The organism is Streptomyces sp. NPDC001858 (assembly GCF_053594615.1).
This window is the reverse complement of sequence record NZ_JBSFEV010000015.1, coordinates 38,393-57,390: the sequence shown is the minus strand read 5'-3', so window position 1 is coordinate 57,390 and position 18,998 is coordinate 38,393. Positions and strand designations below refer to the sequence as shown.

Here is an 18,998-nt window from a genome sequence, read left to right as displayed (position 1 = left end):
CATACGAAGAAGGCCACTGCCGGTGGGGTGTCGTCCGCAACCCGTGCTCGGCAATGGCCTCCTCGTCAGATCTGCTGTCGTCCGTCACGCGTGCGCGTGACGGCGTACCGGACGACTGCACCCGACCCTATCGGGCCGACGCGTCGATCGCGGTACGGACTCAGATGCCGACCTTGATGCGCGTGAAGCGCTTCAGGGCGACACCGGCCTCGTCCAGGACCTTCTGGACGGACTTCTTGTTGTCCAGCGCGTACGGCTGGCCGAGCAGCGTGGCGTCCTTGAAGAAGCCGTTGAGGCGACCCTCGACGATCTTCGGCAGGGCGGCCTCGGGCTTGCCCTCGGCGCGGGTGGTCTCCTCGGCGACGCGGCGCTCGGACTCGACGACCTCGGCCGGCACGTCCTCCTTGGAGAGGTACTTCGGCGCGAAGGCGGCGATGTGCTGGGCGATGCCCTTGGCGACCTCGGCGTTCGGCTTGTCCAGCTCGACGAGGACACCGATCTGCGGGGGCAGGTCGGGCATCGTGCGGTGCATGTACGCGAACACGAAGCCGTCGGCGAAGACCGCGAAGCGGTCCAGCACGATCTTCTCGCCGAGGTTGGCGTTGGCCTCGTCCACGAACGCCTGGACGGTCTTGCCGGCCTCGATCTCGGACGCGAGCAGCGTCTCGAGGTCGGCCGGGGAGGTCTTGGCAACGTGCTCGGCGATGGCGTTGGCCGCGGCCTGGAACTTCTCGCCCTTGGCGACGAAGTCCGTCTCGCACTTCAGCTCGACGAGGACGCCGGAGGAGTTGTCGTCGGCGATGATCGAGACCACGGCGCCGTTCTCGGCGGAGCGGCCCTCGCGCTTGGCGACGCCCTTCTGGCCCTTGATCCGGAGCGCCTCGACGGCCTTCTCGACGTTGCCCTCGGCCTCGTCCAGGGCCTTCTTGCAGTCCATCATGCCGGCGCCGGTCAGCTCACGGAGCTTCTTGACGTCAGCGGCGGTGTAGTTCGCCATGATCTGTGAATCTCTCTCGGAGTTCGAAGTCTCGAAGATCTACGAAGATCTGGGGCGGTGGGTGAACGGCGGGCGGCTCGGTCAAGACGCCACCCGCCGTCACTATCGTCCCTGGGGCCGTACCGACGGCTCAGCCGCCGGACGGCCTACGGCCTGACTCAGGCCTGCTCGCCCTCGGCGGCCGGAGCGGCCTCGGCAGCGGGGGCCTCCTCGGCGGCGGGCGCCTCTTCGGCGGCCGGAGCCTCGGCGGCGGGCGCCTCGGCGACCGGAGCCTCAGCCGCGGGGGCCTCGGCAGCGGCCTCGGCGGGCTTCTCGGCCTCGTCGGCCTTCTTCTCGCCCTCGAGCAGGTCGCGCTCCCAGGCGGCCAGCGGCTCGGCGGCGGCCTTGTCGCCCTTGTCGCCGGTGGCGACGCCGGAGCGGGAGATGAGGCCCTCGGCGACCGCGTCGGCGATCACGCGGGTGAGCAGGGTGACGGAGCGGATCGCGTCGTCGTTGCCCGGGATCTTGTAGTCGACCTCGTCGGGGTCGCAGTTGGTGTCGAGGATGGCGACGACCGGGATGTTGAGCTTCCGGGCCTCGCCGACCGCGATGTGCTCCTTCTTGGTGTCCACGATCCAGACGGCGCTGGGCACCTTGGACATCTCGCGGATACCACCGAGGGTCTTCTCGAGCTTGGCCTTCTCACGCGAGAGGACCAGGAGCTCCTTCTTCGTCAGACCCGAAGCGGCGACGTCCTCGAAGTCGATGAGCTCGAGCTCCTTGAGGCGCTGCAGGCGCTTGTAGACGGTCGAGAAGTTGGTGAGCATGCCGCCCAGCCAGCGCTGGTTGACGTAGGGCATGCCGACGCGGGTCGCCTGCTCGGCGATCGCTTCCTGCGCCTGCTTCTTCGTGCCGACGAACATGACCGTGCCGCCGTGGGCGACGGTCTCCTTGACGAACTCGTAGGCGCGGTCGATGTACGACAGCGACTGGAGCAGGTCGATGATGTAGATGCCGTTGCGCTCGGTGAAGATGAAGCGCTTCATCTTCGGGTTCCAGCGACGGGTCTGGTGACCGAAGTGGACGCCGCTTTCCAGCAGCTCCCGCATCGTGACGACGGCCATGGCCGTTCTCCTTGGGTTTCTCGGTTGTGCCGCGGGAACCGGACGGCTCCCGCGCCTGACGCCCGCGATGCGCCGAGCCACGAAGGACCGAGGGGCGCTGACACCGGGAGACCGACCGTGGCCGGCACCCGATACCGGGGCGTGCGAAGTCGACCCGGTGACCCGGATCGCCAGAAGAAGTGTACGGGACCCGCGGGCCGACGGGTGACGCCGCTGTCCACAACCGGCGAGTGGTCCACAGGTCGGGGCCGTGATCGCCCGGATGCGGAACGGTTTTCCCATGCATATGCACGCGAAGCGATGCCTCGGCGGCCTGGCGCCGCTCCTGTCGATGACGATCCTGGTCCTGGCGTCCGCGGCAGGGGCGAACCCGCACCCCCCGCCGCGGGCCCCCGCGCCCGCTCCGCCCGCGGTCCCGGCGATCGGCCGCGCCTGGCCGGTGGGCACGCGGCCGGCGGTGCTGCGCGGCTGGGAACCGCCGGCGACGCCGTACGCCCGCGGTCACCGGGGCGTCGACCTGGCGGCCCCGCCGGGCGCCCCGGTACGGACGGTGGCGGCCGGCCGGGTGTCCTTCGCGGGCCGGGTGGCGGGCCGGGGCGTCGTCTCGGTCGAACTGACGGCTACGGGCGAACCGCCCCTGCGCACGACCTACGAACCGGTGCGGGCCTCGGTGCGCAAGGGCGACGAGGTGGCCCCGGGCCAGCCGATCGGCACGGTGGAACCGACCGGCTCCCACTGCACCCGAACCTGCGTCCACTGGGGCCTGCTGACCGGCAGAACCTATCTGGACCCCTTGTCGCTACTGCCCCCATGGCTGCGCCGCACGGGCCCGTCCCGCCTGCTCCCGGTACTGGGCGTGCCGCTGCCGTGACGCCCCTCGGCCCTGGACACTTCTCAGCCCTGGACGCCCCTCAGCCCTGGACGCCCCTCAGCACCATCGCCACCGCCGCTTCCGTGATCGCCGAAGGGTCCTCAGCGGCGCCCAGCTCGATCCGTCGCACCGCCGCGTCCACGACACCCTGCAGGAGCATCGCCGCCAGGCGGGGCTCCGTGTGTCCCAGCTCCGCCAGCGCCTCCCCGATCATCGTCACGAGGCCGCCGTGCGCGGCCCGGATCTTCTCGCGGGCCCCCGCGTCCAGCTCGCTGGCCGAGATCGCGACGACGGCCCGGTGCCGCCGGTCGCCCACCAGCGCGAGCTGGCTTCGGACATACGCCTCGACCTTGGCCTCCGTCCCGTCGACGGCGGCCATGGCCGCCTCGACCTCCGCCGCCCACACGGGGAAGTCGACCTCGCACAGCTCCTCGACCACGGCGGCGCGCGAGCGGAAGTACTCGTACACGGACGAGCGCGCGAGGCCGGTCCGCTCGGCGAGGGCCGGGAAGGTCAGCGCCTCCGTCCCGCCCTCGGACAACAGGGAGCGTGCCGCGTCCAGGAGGGAGGCGCGCTGCATCGATCGGTGCTCGGCCACGGAGGCCGCTCGAATCCTTGGCACGTCAACCACTCTACGGACGCGCCACCCCCGGCGGGAGTGACTCCGCCCGCACTTGTGACATCCGGCCAGGTCGGCGAGCGCGCGGAACCCGCGCGAACGCGGCTCAACGACCGAAGCCGGCCAGCTTCGCGCGCAGCTGGAGCACGGACTTGGTATGGATCTGGCTGACCCGGCTCTCGGTCACGCCCAGCACGTTCCCGATCTCGGCGAGCGTCAGCCCTTCGTAGTAGTACAGCGTGACGACCGTCTTCTCCCGGTCGGGCAGGGTGTTGATGGCCCGCGCCAGGAACCGCCTGAGCTCCCGGTCCTCGGCCACCTCCACGGGGTTGTCCGCGGCCGTGTCCTCCAGCGTGTCCATCAGGCTCAGCCGGTCGCCGCCCTCGCCCCCGACATGCAGCAGCTCCTCCAGCGCGACCACGTTGGCCAGCGACAACTGGCTGAATACGGCGTGCAGTTCGTCCACCGCGATGCCCAGCTCGGCGGCCACCTCGCACTCCGACGGGGTGCGCCGCAGCCGCGCCTCCAGCGTGGCGTAGGCCCGCTCGACGTTACGGGCCTTCTGCCGCACCGACCGCGGGATCCAGTCCAGCGCGCGCAGCTCGTCGATCATCGCGCCCCGGATGCGGGTGATCGCGTACGTCTCGAACTTGATCTCCCGGTCGATGTCGAACTTCTCGATCGCGTCGATCAGCCCGAAGACCCCGGAGGACACGAAGTCGGCCTGCTCCACATTGGGCGGCAGACCGACGCTCACCCTTCCGGCCACGTACTTCACCAGCGGTGAGTAGTGCAGGATCAGCTGCTCCCGCAGCCGCTCGTCCCCGGTCGTCTTGTACGAGCGCCACAGCTCGTCGAGCGTCGAGGGAGCGGGCGGGCGCACGCTGCCACCGTCACGGGCGGCTGGGGGGAGCGCCGCCCGGTCGGACCCGGAGGTGTGCTGGGGCATTCGTCGCCTTGTGCCGTTCTGCCGTGAAGTGTGCGAGGTGGGTACCGCGTGGTGCAGTGGTGCCGTTCTGTGCCGGAATCCTCGTGAGCGTAGCGTGACTGGAGTGTCGCGGTGCGCGAAGGTCGCGCCCGGAGCGGTGCGCAGATACGTTCCGCTGGGTGCGCTCCGGGGCCCCGCCGACGGCCGTGGATGATCATCGGAGTGGGTCAACTACCGGAATTCCCAAGGCTTTCGGCGTTCCCCCGGACGGCCGAACACCCCGGGTCAACACGCCGGGCGACCCCCTCGGACGGAGACCATCGCCTGGCGTGTCAACTTCCAGCCGTCGCCGTGTCGTTCGACATAGCCGAGCGCCTTGAGCTCGTACAGCCTCGCGATCGCGTCGTCGGGTGTGGTGCGGGCCTCGCGGGCGATCTCCGCGGCGGCCGCGGGCCTGCGGGCGGGCAGCGCGGCCAGGACCTGCCGGGCGGCCGGCTCCAGCAGGTCGCGCGGCAGCACCGGCCCACGCCGGTCGGGGGCCAGCTCGCCCATGTCACCCACCAGTTCGACGATCTCCGCGGCGTCGGTGACCAGCACGGCCTCCCCCCGCAGCAGCTCGTGCACCCCGGTGGACAGGCCGCTGGTGGCCGGCCCGGGCACTCCTATCGTGTGGCGGCCCAGCCGCTGCGCCGCCCGCGCGGTGACCAGCGAGCCGCTGCGGTGGGCGGCCTCGACGACGACCGTGCCCCGGGTGAGCGCGGCGATCACCCGGTTGCGCTGGATGAACCTGCTCGGCGTCGGGTGGTCCCCGGGCGGCAACTCCCCGACCACCAGGCCCTGTTCCGCGATCCGGTTGATCAACTCCGTGTGGCCGCGCGGATAGGGCTGGTCGACCCCGCAGGCGAGGACGGCGACGGTGGCGCCGCCCGCGCCGAGGGCGCCCCGGTGGGCGGCGCCGTCGACCCCGTAGGCCCCGCCGGACACCACGACCCAGCCGCGTTCGGCGAGGCCGCAGGCGAGGGTGGCGGCCATGTGGGCGCCGTACTCGGTGCAGGCGCGGGCTCCGACGACGGCGACCGACCGCAGCGCCCATATCCGCAGACTGGGCCGCCCGCGCACCCACAGCCCCAGCGGCCGGGCGTCCCCGAGCTCGTCCAGCGTTCCCGGCCACTCGGCGTCTCCCGGACACACGTAGCGCACGCCGGTCTCCCGGGCGACGGCCAGATCGCGCTCCGGCTCGGCCCGCCCGGCGCGCGCCCGCAGGCCGGCCCAGCGCCGGGCGGTCACCCCCGGCAGCGGCTCCCCGTCGCCCCGCAGCCGCCGCACCACCTCCGGCACCCCGCGCTCGCGCACCCACTGCCCGCCCACCTCGTCCCCGGGCTCGAGGACCCGCCCGAGGAAGACCCGGGCCAGCCGCTCGTCGGCAGGCCCACCACCGCCGCCGTTCACGTCAGGGCCCCGAGGGCCATCGGGACACCGCGCGGCACCCCTGTGCGCAGTTGCAGGGCCAGCGCCACGTCCATCGCGCCGGGGCGGTCGTGCCCGACGAGGTCGGCGACGGTCCAGGCCACGCGCAGCACCCGGTCGAGCCCCCGGGCGGTCAGCACCCCGCGCTCCAGGTTCCGCTCCGCCTCGTCCATGGCCCCGGCGGAGGCATGCCAGCGACTGCGCAGCTCACGGCCCGGCACCTCGCTGTTGGTCCGCCACGGCGTGCCCGCCAGCCGGGCCGCCGCGCGCTCCCGGGCGGCCCTGACCCGGTCGGCGACGGTCGCCGTGGACTCGCCGCCGGAACCGCGGTGCGCGAGCTGGGCCCGGCTGACCGGGTCGACCTCGACGCGCAGATCGACCCGGTCGAGCAGCGGGCCGGAGAGCCGCGCCTGATAGCGGCGGATCACGGAGGGCGGACACTCGCACATGCTGTCCCGCTGCGAGAACCGGCCGCAGGGGCAGGGGTTGGCCGCGAGCACCATCAGAAAGCGGGCCGGGAACCGGACCACGCCCGCGCTGCGCGCGATCACCACATGCCCCGCCTCCAGCGGCTGCCGCAGCGCGTCGAGTGCGTGGCTGCCGAATTCCGGGGTCTCGTCGAGGAAGAGCACGCCCCGGTGGGCCAGCGACACGGCTCCGGGCCGGGCCATCCCCGCCCCGCCCCCGATCAGCGACTGCATGGTGGCCGAGTGGTGCGGGGCGCAGTACGGGGGCACGTCGATGAGGGGCTTGCCCGGCGGCAGCAGTCCGGCCACCGAGTGCACCGCGGTGACCTCCAGCGACTCCTGCCGGCCCAGCCGGGGCAGCACGGCCGGCAGGCGCTCCGCGAGCATGGTCTTGCCCGCCCCTGGCGGCCCTTCCAGGAAGAGGTGGTGTCCGCCCGCGGCGGCCACCTCCACGGCGGTGCGCGCCGAGCCCTGGCCGACGACGTCCGCGAGGTCGTGCTCGTGGTCGTGCTGGACGGCGCCGAAGCTGTGCATGCCGGTGGCAGCGCCCGTGCCGGGCATCCGCAGACCGGCCAGGAGCGGATCCGGGCGGCCGGTGTCGTCCGGCTCCTCCTCGGGCACGGGCTCGTCCGCGAGGACGGCGATCAGCTGGCGCAGGCTGCGCACCCCGAGCACCGAGACGCCCGGGACCAGCGCCGCTTCGGCCGCGGCGCACTCCGGCACGACCACCTGTTCGTATCCGGCGTCGGCCGCGGCCAGCACGGCGGGCAGGATGCCCCGCACCGGGCGCACCCGTCCGTCCAGGCCCAGCTCCCCGATCATCACGATGTCGGTGAGCACCCGCGGGTCGATCCGCTCGGCGGCGCCGAGCACGGCGCAGGCCACCGCGAGGTCGAAACCGCTGCCGCCCTTGGGCACCGAGGCCGGGCTGAGGCCGACGGTGAGCTTCTTCTGCGGCCATTCGCCGCCCGAGTTGACCACCGCCGCCCGGACCCGCTCGCGGCTCTCGGTCAGGCTCTTGTCCGGCAGCCCCACCAGCGTGAAGGCCGCCACTCCCGGTTCGAGGTCGGCCTGCACCTCGACGACGACTCCCTCGACGCCCACCAGCGTCACCGAGCACGTGCGCGCGAACCCCATCTCAGGCCACCCCCCGCGCGTGCTCGACGACGGCGGCTCCACGGCGGGGCAGGACGACGCCGATCAGGTCGATGCGTACGCCGCCCGGCGGGGCTCCGCCGTGCGCCTGGATCCACTGCTCGGCCAGCCCGCGCAGGCGCTCGGCCTTCTCGGGCGTCACCGCCGCCATCGGGTGCTGGAATCCGCCCTCGCTGCGGGTCTTCACCTCGCAGACGACCAGGACGTCGCCGTCCCTCGCGACGATGTCGATCTCACCGGTCCTGCCACAGCGCCAGTTGCGCTCCAGGATCGTCATTCCGGCCTCGGCCAGCCGCCGGGCGGCCAGCTCCTCGCCGTATTTGCCGCGTGCACCACGTGCCAGATCCGCGTTCATGTCGGCACCACCTCCGGCACCGACACTCACGCATCCGCCGCCACCGAAAGGATCTTGGTGGAGAACTCGGCGGCTGTGGACAACCTGGTCACCCGGGCGAGCGAACTCAGCTTCCCGGAAGCTCCAGGTCGCTCTTGTTCAGCTCCTCGATGTTCACGTCCTTGAACGTGAGCACCCGCACCTGCTTCACGAACCGGGCCGGCCGGTACATGTCCCACACCCAGGCGTCAGCCATCGACACCTCGAAGAACACCTCGCCCTGGACCGAGTGCACCTGCATCTCGTAGTCATTGGTGAGGTAGAAGCGCCGCTCGGTCTCGATCACATATTTGAACAGACCGACGACATCGCGGTACTCCCGGTAGAGCTTCAGCTCCATCTCGGTCTCGTACTTCTCGAGGTCCTCGGCGCTCATGGCATGTTCCCCTTCAGCCGTGCGATCCCCCCATTGTGCGCCAGTCCCGTGCGCCCCTAGACGATTTCCGTGTCAAGGGTCACCGGTCCGGCCGGAGGACCTTCGTCGAGCAGCCTGCGCAGCAGCTCGGCGAGTCTGGTCGGATACACCGTCTCATGTGCCCGGGTCAGTTCCTGACACGTCCACCAACGTGCTCCGGCGACGCTGCGCCGCTCCAGCTCGGTCAGCGCCGTCGCGCGGGTCGCCGTCACCGTCGTACGGGCGAGGTAGTACCACTCGTCCTGGTCCCAGCGGCGGCCGGCGAAGGGGAAGGAGCATCTGCGCCGCCACAGCACCGGGCCGAGGTCGACCTCGGCGATCCCGGTCTCCTCGACGAGTTCCCGCAGGGCGGCCTCTTCCCGGGTCTCGTCGCCCTCCACGCCGCCGCCCGGTGTGAACCACCAGTCGTCGGCCGGGTCGTCGGGCTCATGGCCGTGCAGCAGCAGGATGCGGTCCTGCGGGTCGAGGAGGACGACCCGGGCGACCTTGCGCAGCCCGCCTTCGTAGGAGTCGAGAGCCGCGCCCGACGACTCGTCCGCCGGGTCAGCGGACACCGGCGGGCTCCGGCCGGCTGCGGTTGCGGCGGGCCGACGTCCGCTTGGCGATCGGGCCGTACGCCCCGCCGCCCAGCACCAGCACCGCGCCGACGACGATCATCCAGCCCATCGTCCGCAGCGGACCCTGCTGGGAGAGGGCGCCCAGGGTCTCGAAGCCCGTGGGGCGCTCCAGCATGCCGTTCATGGGCCATACGACGGCGTCGACGCGCGACGTCACGGCGCTGCGCGCGACCGTGCCCTGCGCCGCGTCCGAGAGATGGGCGGTGGAGTCCAGGGAGCCCTCCCGCTCGTCGCCGAGCAGGAACAGCCTGCCCTCTGGGACGGTCACGGTCGGGAAGTTCTTGATCTCGGCCAGGCTGCCCGGCGGCAGATACGGTTCCTCGATCTGCTTGCCGTTGACGGTCAGCTTGCCGTCGGTGCAGCAGGAGACCGTGTCGCCGCCGACCGCCACCACCCGCTTGACCACGGCCGAGCCGCTCGCCCACGTCTTGTCGGTGAAGACGACGACGTCCCCGCGGCGCACCTCGCCGCCGTCGATCCGCTCGGCCAGGACGCGGTCGCCGGCGGCGATCGTGGGGCTCATGGAGGAGGTGGGCACGGTGTACGGCCGGTAGACGAGGGCGCCCCAGCCGAATCCGGCGAGGAACAGCACGAGGCCCAGTGCGACGGCCAGTCCGGACAGACGCTGTCCGGTCCGGCTGCCCACCGGGCCACTGCTGATGCCACCGCCGCTGTGCGGGGCCGTACGCGTCGTGCTCTCGCCACCCATGGATCCGCACCCTACCCGGCGGTACCGAACCGGGGCAGCCCCTCTTCCCCGGTCTTCCCCGCCAGGGCCGCAACCTTGGGAAAGGGTTTGCCGAGCGGCCGGGGGAAGGGGGTCAGCGGGTCTCGGAGTCCGCCGTGCGCCGACGGCGCCACAGCACCACCGGCACGACCCCGGCGAGGGCGAGGCCCTGCGGGGCGATCGTCAGCGCCGCGGAGGCCGCGGACTGGTCGTTCAGGCCGACCTGGTCGAAGGTGTCCGGCACCGGCAGGGTGCCCCAGCGGGTGATCGGCCAGGCCTTGACGATGGCACGGCCGACGACCTGGTCGACGGGGACCATGCCGTGGTTCTCGTCCGACTGGTTGTAGCGCGAGTCGCGGGAGTTCTGCCGGTGGTCGCCCATCACCCAGACGAACCCCTTGGGGACCTTCACCGTGAACTGACCGCCCTGGTCGTCCTGGCTGCACGGGGTGTTGCCGGGGTACACGTACGGCTCGTTCAGCGCCTTGCCGTTGACCGTGAGCGGGCCCGTGCCCTTGCAGGAGACCGTGTCGCCGCCGACCCCGACGACCCGCTTGATCAGGTCCTTCTCCTCCGCGGACGGCATCAGGCCGATCCAGCTGAGGAAGGTCTGGAAGGCGTTCGGGTCGACGGTGGCCTCACCGGCCAGCCAGTCGTCGGGGTCGTGGAAGACGACGACCTCGCCGCGCTCCGGCTCGGAGCCGAACCACGGGGTCAGTTTGTCCACCAGGACCCGGTCGCCGATCCGCAGCGTGTTCTCCATCGAAGCCGACGGGATGGAGAACGCCTGCACCAGGAACGTCTTGATCAGCAGGGCGAGGACCAGCGCGATGCCGATCAGGATCGGCAGCTCCTTCCAGAAGGAGCGCGGCTTCCTCGGCTTCGGGGCCGAGCCGCCGGACCCCGCTTCGTCGCCCCCGGGCGGCCCGTCCGCCGGGGGGCCGTCGCCGCCCGCCGCGGGGTCACTCCCGGAGGTCACGCCGCCGTCCAGAGCCGGGTCGGCGGCTTCCACGGGGTGCCCGCGGTGATCCTCGCCGTCGTGCCCGGACCGTGCGCCAACCGCCACATCCCCCACGCCAACTCCTCACTCTGTGCCGCTGCCTGCCCCACATACGGCGCAGGCCCACCACTCCCATAACGAGCGGGAGTTCCGCAGGGCTCGGGAGTTGTCGGATCGATCCGTTCGGATCGCCGGGAGCAACCCTATGCGACAGCTGGGCGGACGCGGTCGTCGTGGCCGTCGAGCCGGACACGGAAGAAAAAGTTTGCGGTTCTTTGAGGCGGACCACGTGGCCCACCGGCCAGGCGATGACCATCGCCCGCCCCACCACCTCGTCCTCCGAGACGGTGCCGCCGTAGTCGGTGTTCTGATGGGCGCGGGAGTCCGCGGAGTTGGCCCGGTGATCGCCCATCACCCACAGCCGCCCCTGGGGGACGGTGATGTCGAAGGCCGTGGCGGAGGGCTGGTTGCCGGGGTACAGATACGGCCCCTCCTCCAGGGGAATGCCGTTGACGGTCACCTTGCCCTGCGTGTCACAGCACACGACGCGGTCGCCGCCCACCCCGACGACCCGCTTGATGAGGTCCTTCTCGTCGTCGGACGGCAGCAGACCGATGAAGGTGAGCGCTTCCTTCACCTGCTTGACGACGATCGGGTCCTCCTTCTTCGCCGTCGTCTGCTCGTCGTCCAGCCAGCCGCCGGGATCCTTGAAGACGACGACGTCCCCGCGCTCGGGCTTCGAGCCGAACCACGGGGTGAACTTGTCGACCAGGACGCGGTCGCCGATCTGGATCGTCTGCTCCATGGAGCCGGACGGGATCACGAAGGCCTGGACCAGAAACGTCTTCAGCACCAGGGCTATCAGGACGGCGACGCCGACCAGCAGCGGTATCTCCCGGACGGCCGACCGCCTGCGCTTGCGCTTGACCTTGCGCTGGAGCTGGCGCCGCTCCGCGCGCGAGCGACCGCCGGCCGGGCTCGAGGCGCGCCGGACGCCGGTGGGCAGGAGCTGGTCCGCGGCGGACGTGGGCACGCCGCGCGGCTTGCCGCGGTTACCCATGGGCGCCCTCCGGGCCGGGCACGCGCGCGTAGGCGCCCGGTCGGGGCAGCCGCGTGAGGTGGGCATAGGGCCACACGACCCAGTCGGCACGGCCGATCACCGCGTCGAGGGGGATCATGCCGCCGCCCGGTGAGCCCAGATGGTCCCGGGAGTCGCTGGAGTGGCTGCGATGGTCGCCGAGGACGAACAGCGCGCCGTCCGGCACGACCGCGTCGAAGTCCACCGTGGACGGGCTGTCGCCGGGGTACAGGAACGTCGACTCGTCGACCGACCGGCCGTTCACCTGGATTCTCCCCTCCTTGTCACAGCAGACAACGTGGTCTCCCCCTACACCCACGACGCGCTTGATGTAGTCGGAGTTCCCGAAGTACCCGGTGCCGTCGAACACGATGACGTCGCCGCGCCGCGGCTCGGCACCGAAACGGTACGCCAACTTATTTACGAGAACCCGGTCGCCGATCCTCAATCCGTTTTCCATGGATCCGCTGGGAATCTGGAATGGTTGAGCCACGAAAGCGTTGAGGACCAGCAAAAACGCCAGGCAGACCAGCAGGGTGAGACTGATCCGGCCGCCCGGGATCCGCTCCGTGACCCAGGTCGCCAACGCGAAACGCGACCGGCCCTCCGCGCCCGCTGGTTCAGGGCTGGAGGAGCGGTCGCGCTCCGTCGTCGTTCGAGCTTCGGTGTCCATCGGAGCCAGATGCTATCCGGCCCCTCTATGAACCCCTGAAGGCACTCAGTTGTCGCGCTTCTCCTTGATCTTCGCGGCCTTGCCGCGCAGCTCACGGAGGTAGTACAGCTTCGCGCGACGCACGTCACCGCGGGTGACGAGCTCGATCTTCTCGACGATCGGGGTGTGCACCGGGAACGTGCGCTCGACGCCGACGGAGAAGGAGACCTTGCGGACCGTGAAGGTCTCGCGGACGCCCGCGCCCTGACGGCGGATGACTACGCCCTTGAACTGCTGCACACGGGAGCGGTTGCCCTCGATGACGCGGACGTGGACGTTGACGGTGTCACCCGGGCGGAAGGCCGGGATGTCGGTGCGCAGCGACGCGGCGTCGACATTGTCGAGCAGGTGAGACATTTCGTCTGCTTTCTTCGCTGATGCCACAGGTCATCAACGGAACTAGATGTTCGAGGATTGAGTGCCGTGTGCCCGTCGAGGCGGGCGTCGTGTCCCCCTGCGGCAGGGGCGCACACCGGACGGCGCACAACAGCGACCTATTGTTCCATGCCCTCGGTCCTGCGCCAAAATCGACCGTACGGCGCACCCTCCGGGTCGGGCGCCCAGCCCAGGATGGAGAGCATCTCGCGGTCCTTCTTGTCGAAGGTCTTCGGATCGCAGCGCTCTATCAGGTCGGGCCGGTTGGCCGTGGTGCGGCGCAGGGCCTCGTCGCGGCGCCAGCGGGCGATCTTCCCGTGGTGGCCGCTGAGCAGCACGTCGGGGATCCCCCGGCCGCGCCAGGCGGGCGGCTTGGTGTAGACGGGGCCTTCCAGGAGGTTGGCCATGGCGCCGGGGGCGAAGGAGTCGTCGCGGTGCGACTCGGCGTTGCCGAGCACCCCGGGCAGCAGGCGCGCCACGGCCTCCGTGACGACGAGGACGGCGGCCTCTCCGCCGGCCAGGACGTAGTCGCCGATGGAGACCTCGTAGACCGGGATCCGGGTCGCGTACTCGTCGATGACCCGTCGGTCGATGCCCTCGTAGCGGGCCGGGGTGAAGATCAGCCAGGGGCGTTCGGAGAGCTCGACCGCGAGTTCCTGGGTGAAGGGGCGGCCGCTGGGGGTCGGTACGACGATCGCCGGCGCGTGCGCGCCCCGCTCGTAGCCGTCGGCGAGGACGGAGTCGAGGGCGGCGCCCCAGGGGTCGGTCTTCATGACCATGCCGGGCCCGCCGCCGTAGGGGGTGTCGTCGACGGTGTTGTGCCGGTCGTACGTCCACTCCCGCAGGTCGTGCACATGGACGTCGAGCTGCCCACGCGCGCGTGCCTTGCCGACGAGGGAGACGTTCAGCGGGTCGAGGTACTCGGGGAAGATCGTGACGACGTCGAGGCGCATCTCCTACGCCTCTTCCCGCGAGGAGACGATCTCGGCCCGGTCGTCGATGAGACCGGGCGGCGGGTCGATGACCGCCCGCTGCTCCTCCAGGTCGATCTCGGTGACGATCTCCGAGACGAACGGGATCATCACCTCGCTGCCGTCGGGCCGCTCCACGATGAACAGGTCCTGCGAGGGCAGATGCGAGATCTCGGTGATCCTGCCGACCTCCACGCCGTCCACGGTGACCACATCGAGGTCCATGAGCTGGTGGTCGTAGTACTCGTCGTCCTCCTCCGGCAACGCCTCCGGGTCGATCTCGGCGATCAGGAGGATGTTTCGGAGCGCCTCGGCGGCGGTGCGGTCCTCGACTCCCTCGAAGCGCAGCAGCAGGCGCCCGCTGTGGACCCGGCCGGTCTCGATGGTGAGCGGGCCCGCGGCCGCGGGATCGGTGGCGAGTACGGCGCCGGGCCCGAGCCTCAGCTCCGGCTCGTCGGTACGGACCTCTACGGTGACCTCGCCCTTGATGCCGTGGGCGCGGCCGATACGAGCGACTACCAGCTGCACTGTGCTTGATCTCCTGTGGATATGACCACGGGCCGGGGACGGCCCAGTGGCCCTCCCCGGCCCGAGCCGGTGCTGCGAAACGCGTTCAGCGAACGTGGTCCACGTCGACGAGGTCGACGCGGACGCCCCGGCCGCCGATGGCGCCCACGACGGTGCGCAGAGCGCGTGCGGTGCGGCCGTTGCGGCCGATCACCTTGCCGAGGTCGTCCGGGTGGACCCGGACCTCGAGCACGCGCCCGCGGCGCAGGTTGCGGGATGCGACCTGCACATCGTCGGGGTTGTCGACGATGCCCTTCACGAGGTGCTCAAGCGCCTCTTCGAGCATGCTGCTCAGGCCTCGGTCGACTCAGAGGACTCGGCCGCGGCCTCGTCCTTCTTCTCGGCCTTCTTCTTCTGGGTGATGGCCTCACCCTTGCCCGAGTCGTCGCCGCCGAGGGCCTCGAACAGCGGGCGAGCCTTCTTCGGCTCGGCGACGAGCAGCGGCGCCGGGGCGGGCTCGCCCTTGAACTTCTGCCAGTCGCCGGTCTTCTTCAGGATGGCGAGCACGGGCTCGGTCGGCTGCGCGCCGACACCCAGCCAGTACGCCACGCGGTCGGCGTCGACCTCCATGACCGACGGGTTGTACGTCGGCTGGTACTTGCCGATCTCCTCGATCGCACGGCCGTCACGACGGGTGCGGGAGTCGGCGACGACGATGCGGTAGTGAGGCGAACGGATCTTGCCCAGACGCTTCAGCTTGATCTTGACTGCCACGGGAGTGGGTTCTCCTGGTTTTGACGTGGTTGGGCACGGCAGATTGCCGCGTGGGGTTGCGGTACCCGAGTGCCCGATGGACGCGTCAGCCGGAGGAGAGAGGGGTCCTGTGCGACTGTCGAGTACAGCTAGCCATTGTGCCACACCACCTGGGTGCCTTCCGGCCACGGGTGGTCCGCACGACTTCCGGGCATGCCTGACAGACGCCCGGCGCCGGCGGGGCGCCGTCGACAGGGCGACGACGGCTCCCCGCACCACGCTGAACCGGCAGCCACGAGATGCCGGTGCATGATCTGCCCGGAACTAGGCCGCGCCGACGATCTCCGGGATCCGGAACGGCTTGCCGCAGCCCCCGCACACGATCGGCGCCTGGGCCAGGACCGAGGGCACGACCCGCACATTGCGCCCGCAGTCGCAGACGGCCTTCACCCGGACGCCTCCGCCGGAGGAGCCGTGGCGGGCCGCCGGGCCGCGGAACGTGCGGGTGGTGTCGGCGGAGGTGGCCGCCGTATGGGCCTTGAGGGCCCGCTGGAGGCGCTCGATCGTCGGCCGGTAGCGCCGCTTGGCCTCGGGGTTGAGCGTGACCAGGGAGAAACCGCTGCTCGGATGCGGTTCCTCGGGGTGGTCCAGGCCCAGCTCCTCGGCGATCGCGAGGAATCTGCGGTTGTGGTAGCGGCCGGCACGGGAGGTGTCCCGGACACCTCGGGCGGCGGCGATGCCATGGACTGCCTCGTGAAGCAGTCGCTCGAAGGAGAGCTCGTGACCGCAGGCGGACGACGACTCCCCGATCAGGGACTCTGGCGCGGCGAGATCCGGCAGTTCGGGGTGGTACCGCTGAATGTCGGCCCACGCCTCTGCCAGCTCTGCGGCGAGAACTGGTGGTGTCTGTGTCGTGCTCACGTAATGACAACGAGCGGGAGTGCCCCTGTGTTCCTATTCCGGGGCATCCCAAATAATTTGCACGTACCCGTCAGTTGGCACTGATGCGTGGAGACGAGGGCGGGTGCGCTGATCTGCGGAGAAGCCTCACAGCTCGTACCAAGCTGGTGCGTAGACCCCTTACGACCCGGCGCGTAGACCATGTCCGCGCGCCGGGGCAGGGATGATCCCCCGCGACGCAAGAGGCGTTTCGGTCGCTCTCTCGCGCGGAGGGCGCCGTCTCAGTAAGCGCGCGCGACGATCGCGACGTTACCGGGAGCGTCCCCGTCGTCCGGCACCGACCCGTCCTCGGCGACCAGACACCGTACGGTCAGCGACTGCTCGGCCAGCCTGGCCTCGCCCTCCTCGCCGAGGGTCGCCCACGGGATGCGCGCCCAGCCGCCGGCGACGGCCGCCTCGGCCGCCTCCTCGATCGTCGACACATCCGTCGTCCGGGACTCGCGGCGCTCTCGGGACTGCCGCAGCAGCAGCGCCTGGTCCTCCTCCAGGAGCGCGGGCAGCAGGCCGACGATCGTGTCGATCGCCACCGGCGCCTTCCCGCCCGGGATGCGGCGGGCCAGCATCGCCGTGCCGTTCTCCAGGTCACGGGGCCCGATCTCGATGCGGACGGGCACGCCCTTGAGCTCCCAGTCGACCGCGCGCCGCCCGAACGGGACGTCGGTACGGTCGTCGACGCGGACGCGCAGGCCCGCCGCCCGCAGCCGGTCGCCCAGCTCGCGGACCTTGGCCAGAACCGCCTCGTCGCCCTTGATCGCCAGGACGACGACCTGGACGTGCGCCAGCCGCGGCGGCACCCGCAGCCCGTCGTCGTCGCCGTGGGTCATCACCAGCGCGCCGATCATGCGGGTCGTCGAACCCCAGGAGGTCTGCCAGACCAGTTCCTGGGCGCCGTCCTTCGAGAGGTAGCGGGTGTTGAAGGCCTTGGCGAAGTTCTGGCCCAGCTCATGGCTGGTGACCATCTGGAGGGCCTTGCCGTCGCCCATCATGCTTTCGAGGGTCAGCGTGTTGATCGCCCCCGCGAACCGCTCCTTGACCGTCTTGCGGCCGGCGACGAAGTCGATCGCCAGGACGTTCTCCAGGAAGTCGCCGTAGACCTCGCGGTGGATGCGCGCGGCGAAGTCGCGGGCCTCCTCGTATGTGGCATGGGCGGTGTGCCCCTCCTGCCAGAGGAACTCGGAGGTGCGCAGGAAGAGCCGGGGCCGCAGCTCCCAACGGACCACGTTGGCCCACTGGTTGATCAGCAGGGGCAGATCGCGGTAGCTCTGCACCCACTTGGAGAAGTACTCGTTGATGATCGTCTCGGACGTGGGCCGGACGACCGCCGGCTCCTCCAGCTCCTTGCCGCCGCCGTGCGTGACCACCGCCAACTCGGGCGCGAAACCCTCGACATGGTCCGCCTCGCGCGTGAGGTACGACTGCGGGATCAGCAGCGGGAAGTACGCGTTCTCGGTGCCCGTCTCCTTGATGCGGGCGTCCATCTCCGCCTGCATCCGCTCCCACAGCCCGTAACCGTACGGTCGGATCACCATCGTGCCGCGCACTGGGCCGTTGTCGGCCAGTTCCGCCTTGTTGATCAGATCCTGGTACCAGCGGGGGAAATCGTCTGCCCGCGGGGTGAGAACGGGTGCCTTTGCCATGGCGCGATGGTACGGGCCCAAGTTGCCGGGATGTGAATTCTGGCCACAGGCACAGCAAGTCCCCAAGCCGGGCCCCGCGACCCCTGGACGCGGTCGCGTACGGGGAGTTACCTGACATACGGGGGAAGTGCGAGCGCACTGCACGGGGGCCACCTGATCGGTTACTGCGTCGATTCTCGGCGGATTGGGGCGCTTATCCATGACACCTACGCTCGTGCGACAGCACCTGCCGCACGCGGGACCGACGTCCCGCGCGGACCTGGGTGCACGCGCGCGTGACTGGTCGGAGATCCAGGAGCGGATGCTGGTACCGCTCTACGAGGCCGTCCACGAGCGACTGGACGTGGGAGCCGGCACCCGGCTCCTCGCCCTCGGCTGCGGCTCCGGGCTCGCCCTGCTGATGGCCGCCGCCAGAGGCGCGGCCGCCCTCACGGGCGTCGAGCCCTCCTCCCCCGAGCGGCTGGCCCTCGCCCGTGAGCGGCTGCTGCCGAAGGAGCCCGAGGAGCGCGCCACGCGCACGCGTGCGGGAGACAACGGCAGCGGCGGCGCCAGCAGCGGCGTCACCGGCGGCGCCGTCCGGCTCACCGACCACGCGCCGAAGGACGCGGCCGAGCCGGCGGCGCCCGCGTACAACCTGGTGACCGCCTTCGAGCCGATCGGCTGCCGCGCGGGCGACGCGGACCGGCTCGCCGCTGCGCTCACCGGCGCGAAGCCGCTCGCCGTGCGCGGCGCGCCCGTGGTGCTGGTCGGCTGGGGGCCGCCGGAGCGGTGTGCCACCTCGGCGGTGCTGCGGGTCGCGGCGAAGCTGGCCGATCCGCTGCGCGGCGGCACGGTCCGGCTGCGTCCGGCGCTGCGCGACGACCTGGAGGAGGTCGCCGGACGGGCCGGGCTGCGGCCGGACGGCTCGGGGCGGGTGGCCTGCCCGTTCGGATACGCGGACGTGGAGAGCGCCCTCAAGGGCCTGCTGTCCACCGGCCTGTTCGACGCGGCGGTCGCGGCGACGGACCAGGCGCAGGTCGACAAGGAGCTGACGGAGGCCCTGCACCCGTACCGGCGGCCGGACGGGACGGTGTGGATGCCGAACGTGTTCCGCTACCTCATCGCCCGCACGCCCTGAGACACGCCCCCGGGTGCGGCAGCGCCCTGCAGGGGCGCGGGGCGCTGACATCTGCGGCTCCGCCGCGCGGGCGCGACCGGCCACGACGGTGCCGCAGCAGAACGACGGCACATCGCGGCACTTCGCGG

The 18,998-nt window shown here is 71.2% G+C and carries 22 protein-coding genes; 2 read left to right on the top strand and 20 right to left on the bottom strand.

What is annotated here, in order from left to right; all coding sequences use genetic code 11:
• Window positions 1–160 precede the first annotated feature (160 nt).
• Together tsf and rpsB are read right to left on the bottom strand one after the other, a co-directional pair.
• A complete protein-coding gene (tsf, locus tag ACWCPF_RS22090) occupies window positions 161–997 on the bottom strand; it encodes a translation elongation factor Ts (protein WP_451046760.1) in 837 nt (278 codons plus the stop codon).
• 158 nt (window positions 998–1,155) lie between these two features.
• Entirely contained in the window at window positions 1,156–2,100 is a 945-nt protein-coding gene (rpsB, locus tag ACWCPF_RS22085; RefSeq protein WP_451046759.1) for a 30S ribosomal protein S2, read from the bottom strand.
• Between the two features lie 286 nt (window positions 2,101–2,386).
• On the opposite strand from rpsB, the gene ACWCPF_RS22080 reads away from it, so the two are divergent.
• Window positions 2,387–2,971, top strand: coding sequence for a M23 family metallopeptidase (locus ACWCPF_RS22080; RefSeq protein WP_451046853.1), 585 nt, complete (start codon window positions 2,387–2,389; stop codon window positions 2,969–2,971).
• Window positions 2,972–3,011: 40 nt separating this feature from the next.
• Here the strand turns inward: ACWCPF_RS22080 and ACWCPF_RS22075 are convergent, their stop codons facing one another.
• The 18 genes from ACWCPF_RS22075 to proS all read right to left on the bottom strand — a co-directional run bounded on the left by ACWCPF_RS22075 (window position 3,012) and on the right by proS (window position 17,753).
• On the bottom strand, window positions 3,012–3,569 hold the full coding sequence (locus ACWCPF_RS22075) for a TetR/AcrR family transcriptional regulator (RefSeq protein ID WP_451046852.1): 558 nt from the start codon (window positions 3,567–3,569) through the stop codon (window positions 3,012–3,014).
• Between the two features lie 127 nt (window positions 3,570–3,696).
• Window positions 3,697–4,539, bottom strand: coding sequence for an RNA polymerase sigma factor WhiG (whiG, locus tag ACWCPF_RS22070; RefSeq protein WP_451046758.1), 843 nt, complete (start codon window positions 4,537–4,539; stop codon window positions 3,697–3,699).
• Window positions 4,540–4,803: 264 nt separating this feature from the next.
• Window positions 4,804–5,967: a DNA-processing protein DprA gene (gene dprA, locus ACWCPF_RS22065; protein ID WP_451046757.1), complete on the bottom strand. Its 1,164-nt coding sequence runs from the start codon at window positions 5,965–5,967 to the stop codon at window positions 4,804–4,806.
• Window positions 5,964–7,589 carry a YifB family Mg chelatase-like AAA ATPase gene (locus tag ACWCPF_RS22060; RefSeq protein WP_451046756.1) on the bottom strand — a complete coding sequence of 542 codons (1,626 nt, stop codon included), beginning with the start codon at window positions 7,587–7,589 and terminating at the stop codon, window positions 5,964–5,966. The genes dprA and ACWCPF_RS22060 overlap by 4 nt, the downstream gene beginning before the upstream one ends.
• A gap of 1 nt (window position 7,590) precedes the next feature.
• Window positions 7,591–7,962: a YraN family protein gene (locus ACWCPF_RS22055; RefSeq protein ID WP_451046755.1), complete on the bottom strand. Its 372-nt coding sequence runs from the start codon at window positions 7,960–7,962 to the stop codon at window positions 7,591–7,593.
• 106 nt (window positions 7,963–8,068) lie between these two features.
• Window positions 8,069–8,377 (bottom strand): DUF2469 domain-containing protein, encoded by a 309-nt coding sequence (locus ACWCPF_RS22050; RefSeq protein ID WP_005311352.1) that lies wholly within the window; start codon window positions 8,375–8,377, stop codon window positions 8,069–8,071.
• A 56-nt stretch (window positions 8,378–8,433) separates the two neighbouring features.
• Window positions 8,434–8,970 (bottom strand): NUDIX hydrolase, encoded by a 537-nt coding sequence (locus ACWCPF_RS22045; RefSeq protein ID WP_451046754.1) that lies wholly within the window; start codon window positions 8,968–8,970, stop codon window positions 8,434–8,436.
• Window positions 8,960–9,742: a signal peptidase I gene (lepB, locus tag ACWCPF_RS22040; RefSeq protein WP_451046753.1), complete on the bottom strand. Its 783-nt coding sequence runs from the start codon at window positions 9,740–9,742 to the stop codon at window positions 8,960–8,962. Before lepB (ACWCPF_RS22040) ends, ACWCPF_RS22045 begins: the two co-directional genes overlap by 11 nt.
• A 112-nt stretch (window positions 9,743–9,854) precedes the next feature.
• Complete coding sequence (gene lepB, locus ACWCPF_RS22035) at window positions 9,855–10,835, bottom strand: signal peptidase I (RefSeq protein ID WP_451046752.1); 981 nt, start codon at window positions 10,833–10,835, stop codon at window positions 9,855–9,857.
• On the bottom strand, window positions 10,723–11,820 hold the full coding sequence (gene lepB / locus ACWCPF_RS22030; protein WP_451046751.1) for a signal peptidase I: 1,098 nt from the start codon (window positions 11,818–11,820) through the stop codon (window positions 10,723–10,725). Before lepB (ACWCPF_RS22030) ends, lepB (ACWCPF_RS22035) begins: the two co-directional genes overlap by 113 nt.
• Window positions 11,813–12,511 (bottom strand): signal peptidase I, encoded by a 699-nt coding sequence (gene lepB / locus ACWCPF_RS22025; protein ID WP_451046750.1) that lies wholly within the window; start codon window positions 12,509–12,511, stop codon window positions 11,813–11,815. The genes lepB (ACWCPF_RS22030) and lepB (ACWCPF_RS22025) overlap by 8 nt, the downstream gene beginning before the upstream one ends.
• Before the next feature lie 45 nt (window positions 12,512–12,556).
• Entirely contained in the window at window positions 12,557–12,907 is a 351-nt protein-coding gene (gene rplS / locus ACWCPF_RS22020; protein WP_351911624.1) for a 50S ribosomal protein L19, read from the bottom strand.
• A 137-nt stretch (window positions 12,908–13,044) separates the two neighbouring features.
• The gene (gene trmD, locus ACWCPF_RS22015; protein WP_451046749.1) at window positions 13,045–13,878 is read right to left on the bottom strand and encodes a tRNA (guanosine(37)-N1)-methyltransferase TrmD; all 834 of its coding nucleotides are present in this window, start codon (window positions 13,876–13,878) and stop codon (window positions 13,045–13,047) included.
• Window positions 13,879–13,881: 3 nt separating this feature from the next.
• Entirely contained in the window at window positions 13,882–14,424 is a 543-nt protein-coding gene (rimM, locus tag ACWCPF_RS22010; RefSeq protein ID WP_451046748.1) for a ribosome maturation factor RimM, read from the bottom strand.
• Window positions 14,425–14,509: 85 nt separating this feature from the next.
• Window positions 14,510–14,749, bottom strand: a complete 240-nt coding sequence (locus ACWCPF_RS22005; protein WP_003973401.1) for an RNA-binding protein — start codon at window positions 14,747–14,749, stop codon at window positions 14,510–14,512.
• A 5-nt stretch (window positions 14,750–14,754) separates the two neighbouring features.
• Window positions 14,755–15,177, bottom strand: coding sequence for a 30S ribosomal protein S16 (rpsP, locus tag ACWCPF_RS22000; protein ID WP_351911627.1), 423 nt, complete (start codon window positions 15,175–15,177; stop codon window positions 14,755–14,757).
• A 303-nt stretch (window positions 15,178–15,480) separates the two neighbouring features.
• A complete protein-coding gene (locus ACWCPF_RS21995) occupies window positions 15,481–16,077 on the bottom strand; it encodes a hypothetical protein (protein WP_351911628.1) in 597 nt (198 codons plus the stop codon).
• 260 nt (window positions 16,078–16,337) lie between these two features.
• Complete coding sequence (gene proS, locus ACWCPF_RS21990; RefSeq protein WP_451046747.1) at window positions 16,338–17,753, bottom strand: proline--tRNA ligase; 1,416 nt, start codon at window positions 17,751–17,753, stop codon at window positions 16,338–16,340.
• 199 nt (window positions 17,754–17,952) lie between these two features.
• Between proS and ACWCPF_RS21985 the strand changes: the two genes are divergently transcribed.
• Window positions 17,953–18,870 (top strand): SAM-dependent methyltransferase, encoded by a 918-nt coding sequence (locus ACWCPF_RS21985; RefSeq protein WP_451046746.1) that lies wholly within the window; start codon window positions 17,953–17,955, stop codon window positions 18,868–18,870.
• Window positions 18,871–18,998: the final 128 nt, after the last annotated feature.

Coding starts and splice junctions, on each gene's coding strand:
- tsf (WP_451046760.1), bottom strand. CDS start 997: ATGGCGAACTACACCGCCGCTGACGTCAAGAAGCTCCGTGAGCTGACC.
- rpsB (WP_451046759.1), bottom strand. CDS start 2,100: ATGGCCGTCGTCACGATGCGGGAGCTGCTGGAAAGCGGCGTCCACTTC.
- ACWCPF_RS22080 (WP_451046853.1), top strand. CDS start 2,387: ATGCACGCGAAGCGATGCCTCGGCGGCCTGGCGCCGCTCCTGTCGATG.
- whiG (WP_451046758.1), bottom strand. CDS start 4,539: ATGCCCCAGCACACCTCCGGGTCCGACCGGGCGGCGCTCCCCCCAGCC.
- ACWCPF_RS22060 (WP_451046756.1), bottom strand. CDS start 7,589: ATGGGGTTCGCGCGCACGTGCTCGGTGACGCTGGTGGGCGTCGAGGGA.
- ACWCPF_RS22055 (WP_451046755.1), bottom strand. CDS start 7,962: ATGAACGCGGATCTGGCACGTGGTGCACGCGGCAAATACGGCGAGGAG.
- ACWCPF_RS22050 (WP_005311352.1), bottom strand. CDS start 8,377: ATGAGCGCCGAGGACCTCGAGAAGTACGAGACCGAGATGGAGCTGAAG.
- lepB (WP_451046753.1), bottom strand. CDS start 9,742: ATGGGTGGCGAGAGCACGACGCGTACGGCCCCGCACAGCGGCGGTGGC.
- lepB (WP_451046751.1), bottom strand. CDS start 11,820: ATGGGTAACCGCGGCAAGCCGCGCGGCGTGCCCACGTCCGCCGCGGAC.
- lepB (WP_451046750.1), bottom strand. CDS start 12,511: ATGGACACCGAAGCTCGAACGACGACGGAGCGCGACCGCTCCTCCAGC.
- rplS (WP_351911624.1), bottom strand. CDS start 12,907: ATGTCTCACCTGCTCGACAATGTCGACGCCGCGTCGCTGCGCACCGAC.
- trmD (WP_451046749.1), bottom strand. CDS start 13,878: ATGCGCCTCGACGTCGTCACGATCTTCCCCGAGTACCTCGACCCGCTG.
- ACWCPF_RS22005 (WP_003973401.1), bottom strand. CDS start 14,749: ATGCTCGAAGAGGCGCTTGAGCACCTCGTGAAGGGCATCGTCGACAAC.
- proS (WP_451046747.1), bottom strand. CDS start 17,753: ATGGCAAAGGCACCCGTTCTCACCCCGCGGGCAGACGATTTCCCCCGC.
- ACWCPF_RS21985 (WP_451046746.1), top strand. CDS start 17,953: ATGACACCTACGCTCGTGCGACAGCACCTGCCGCACGCGGGACCGACG.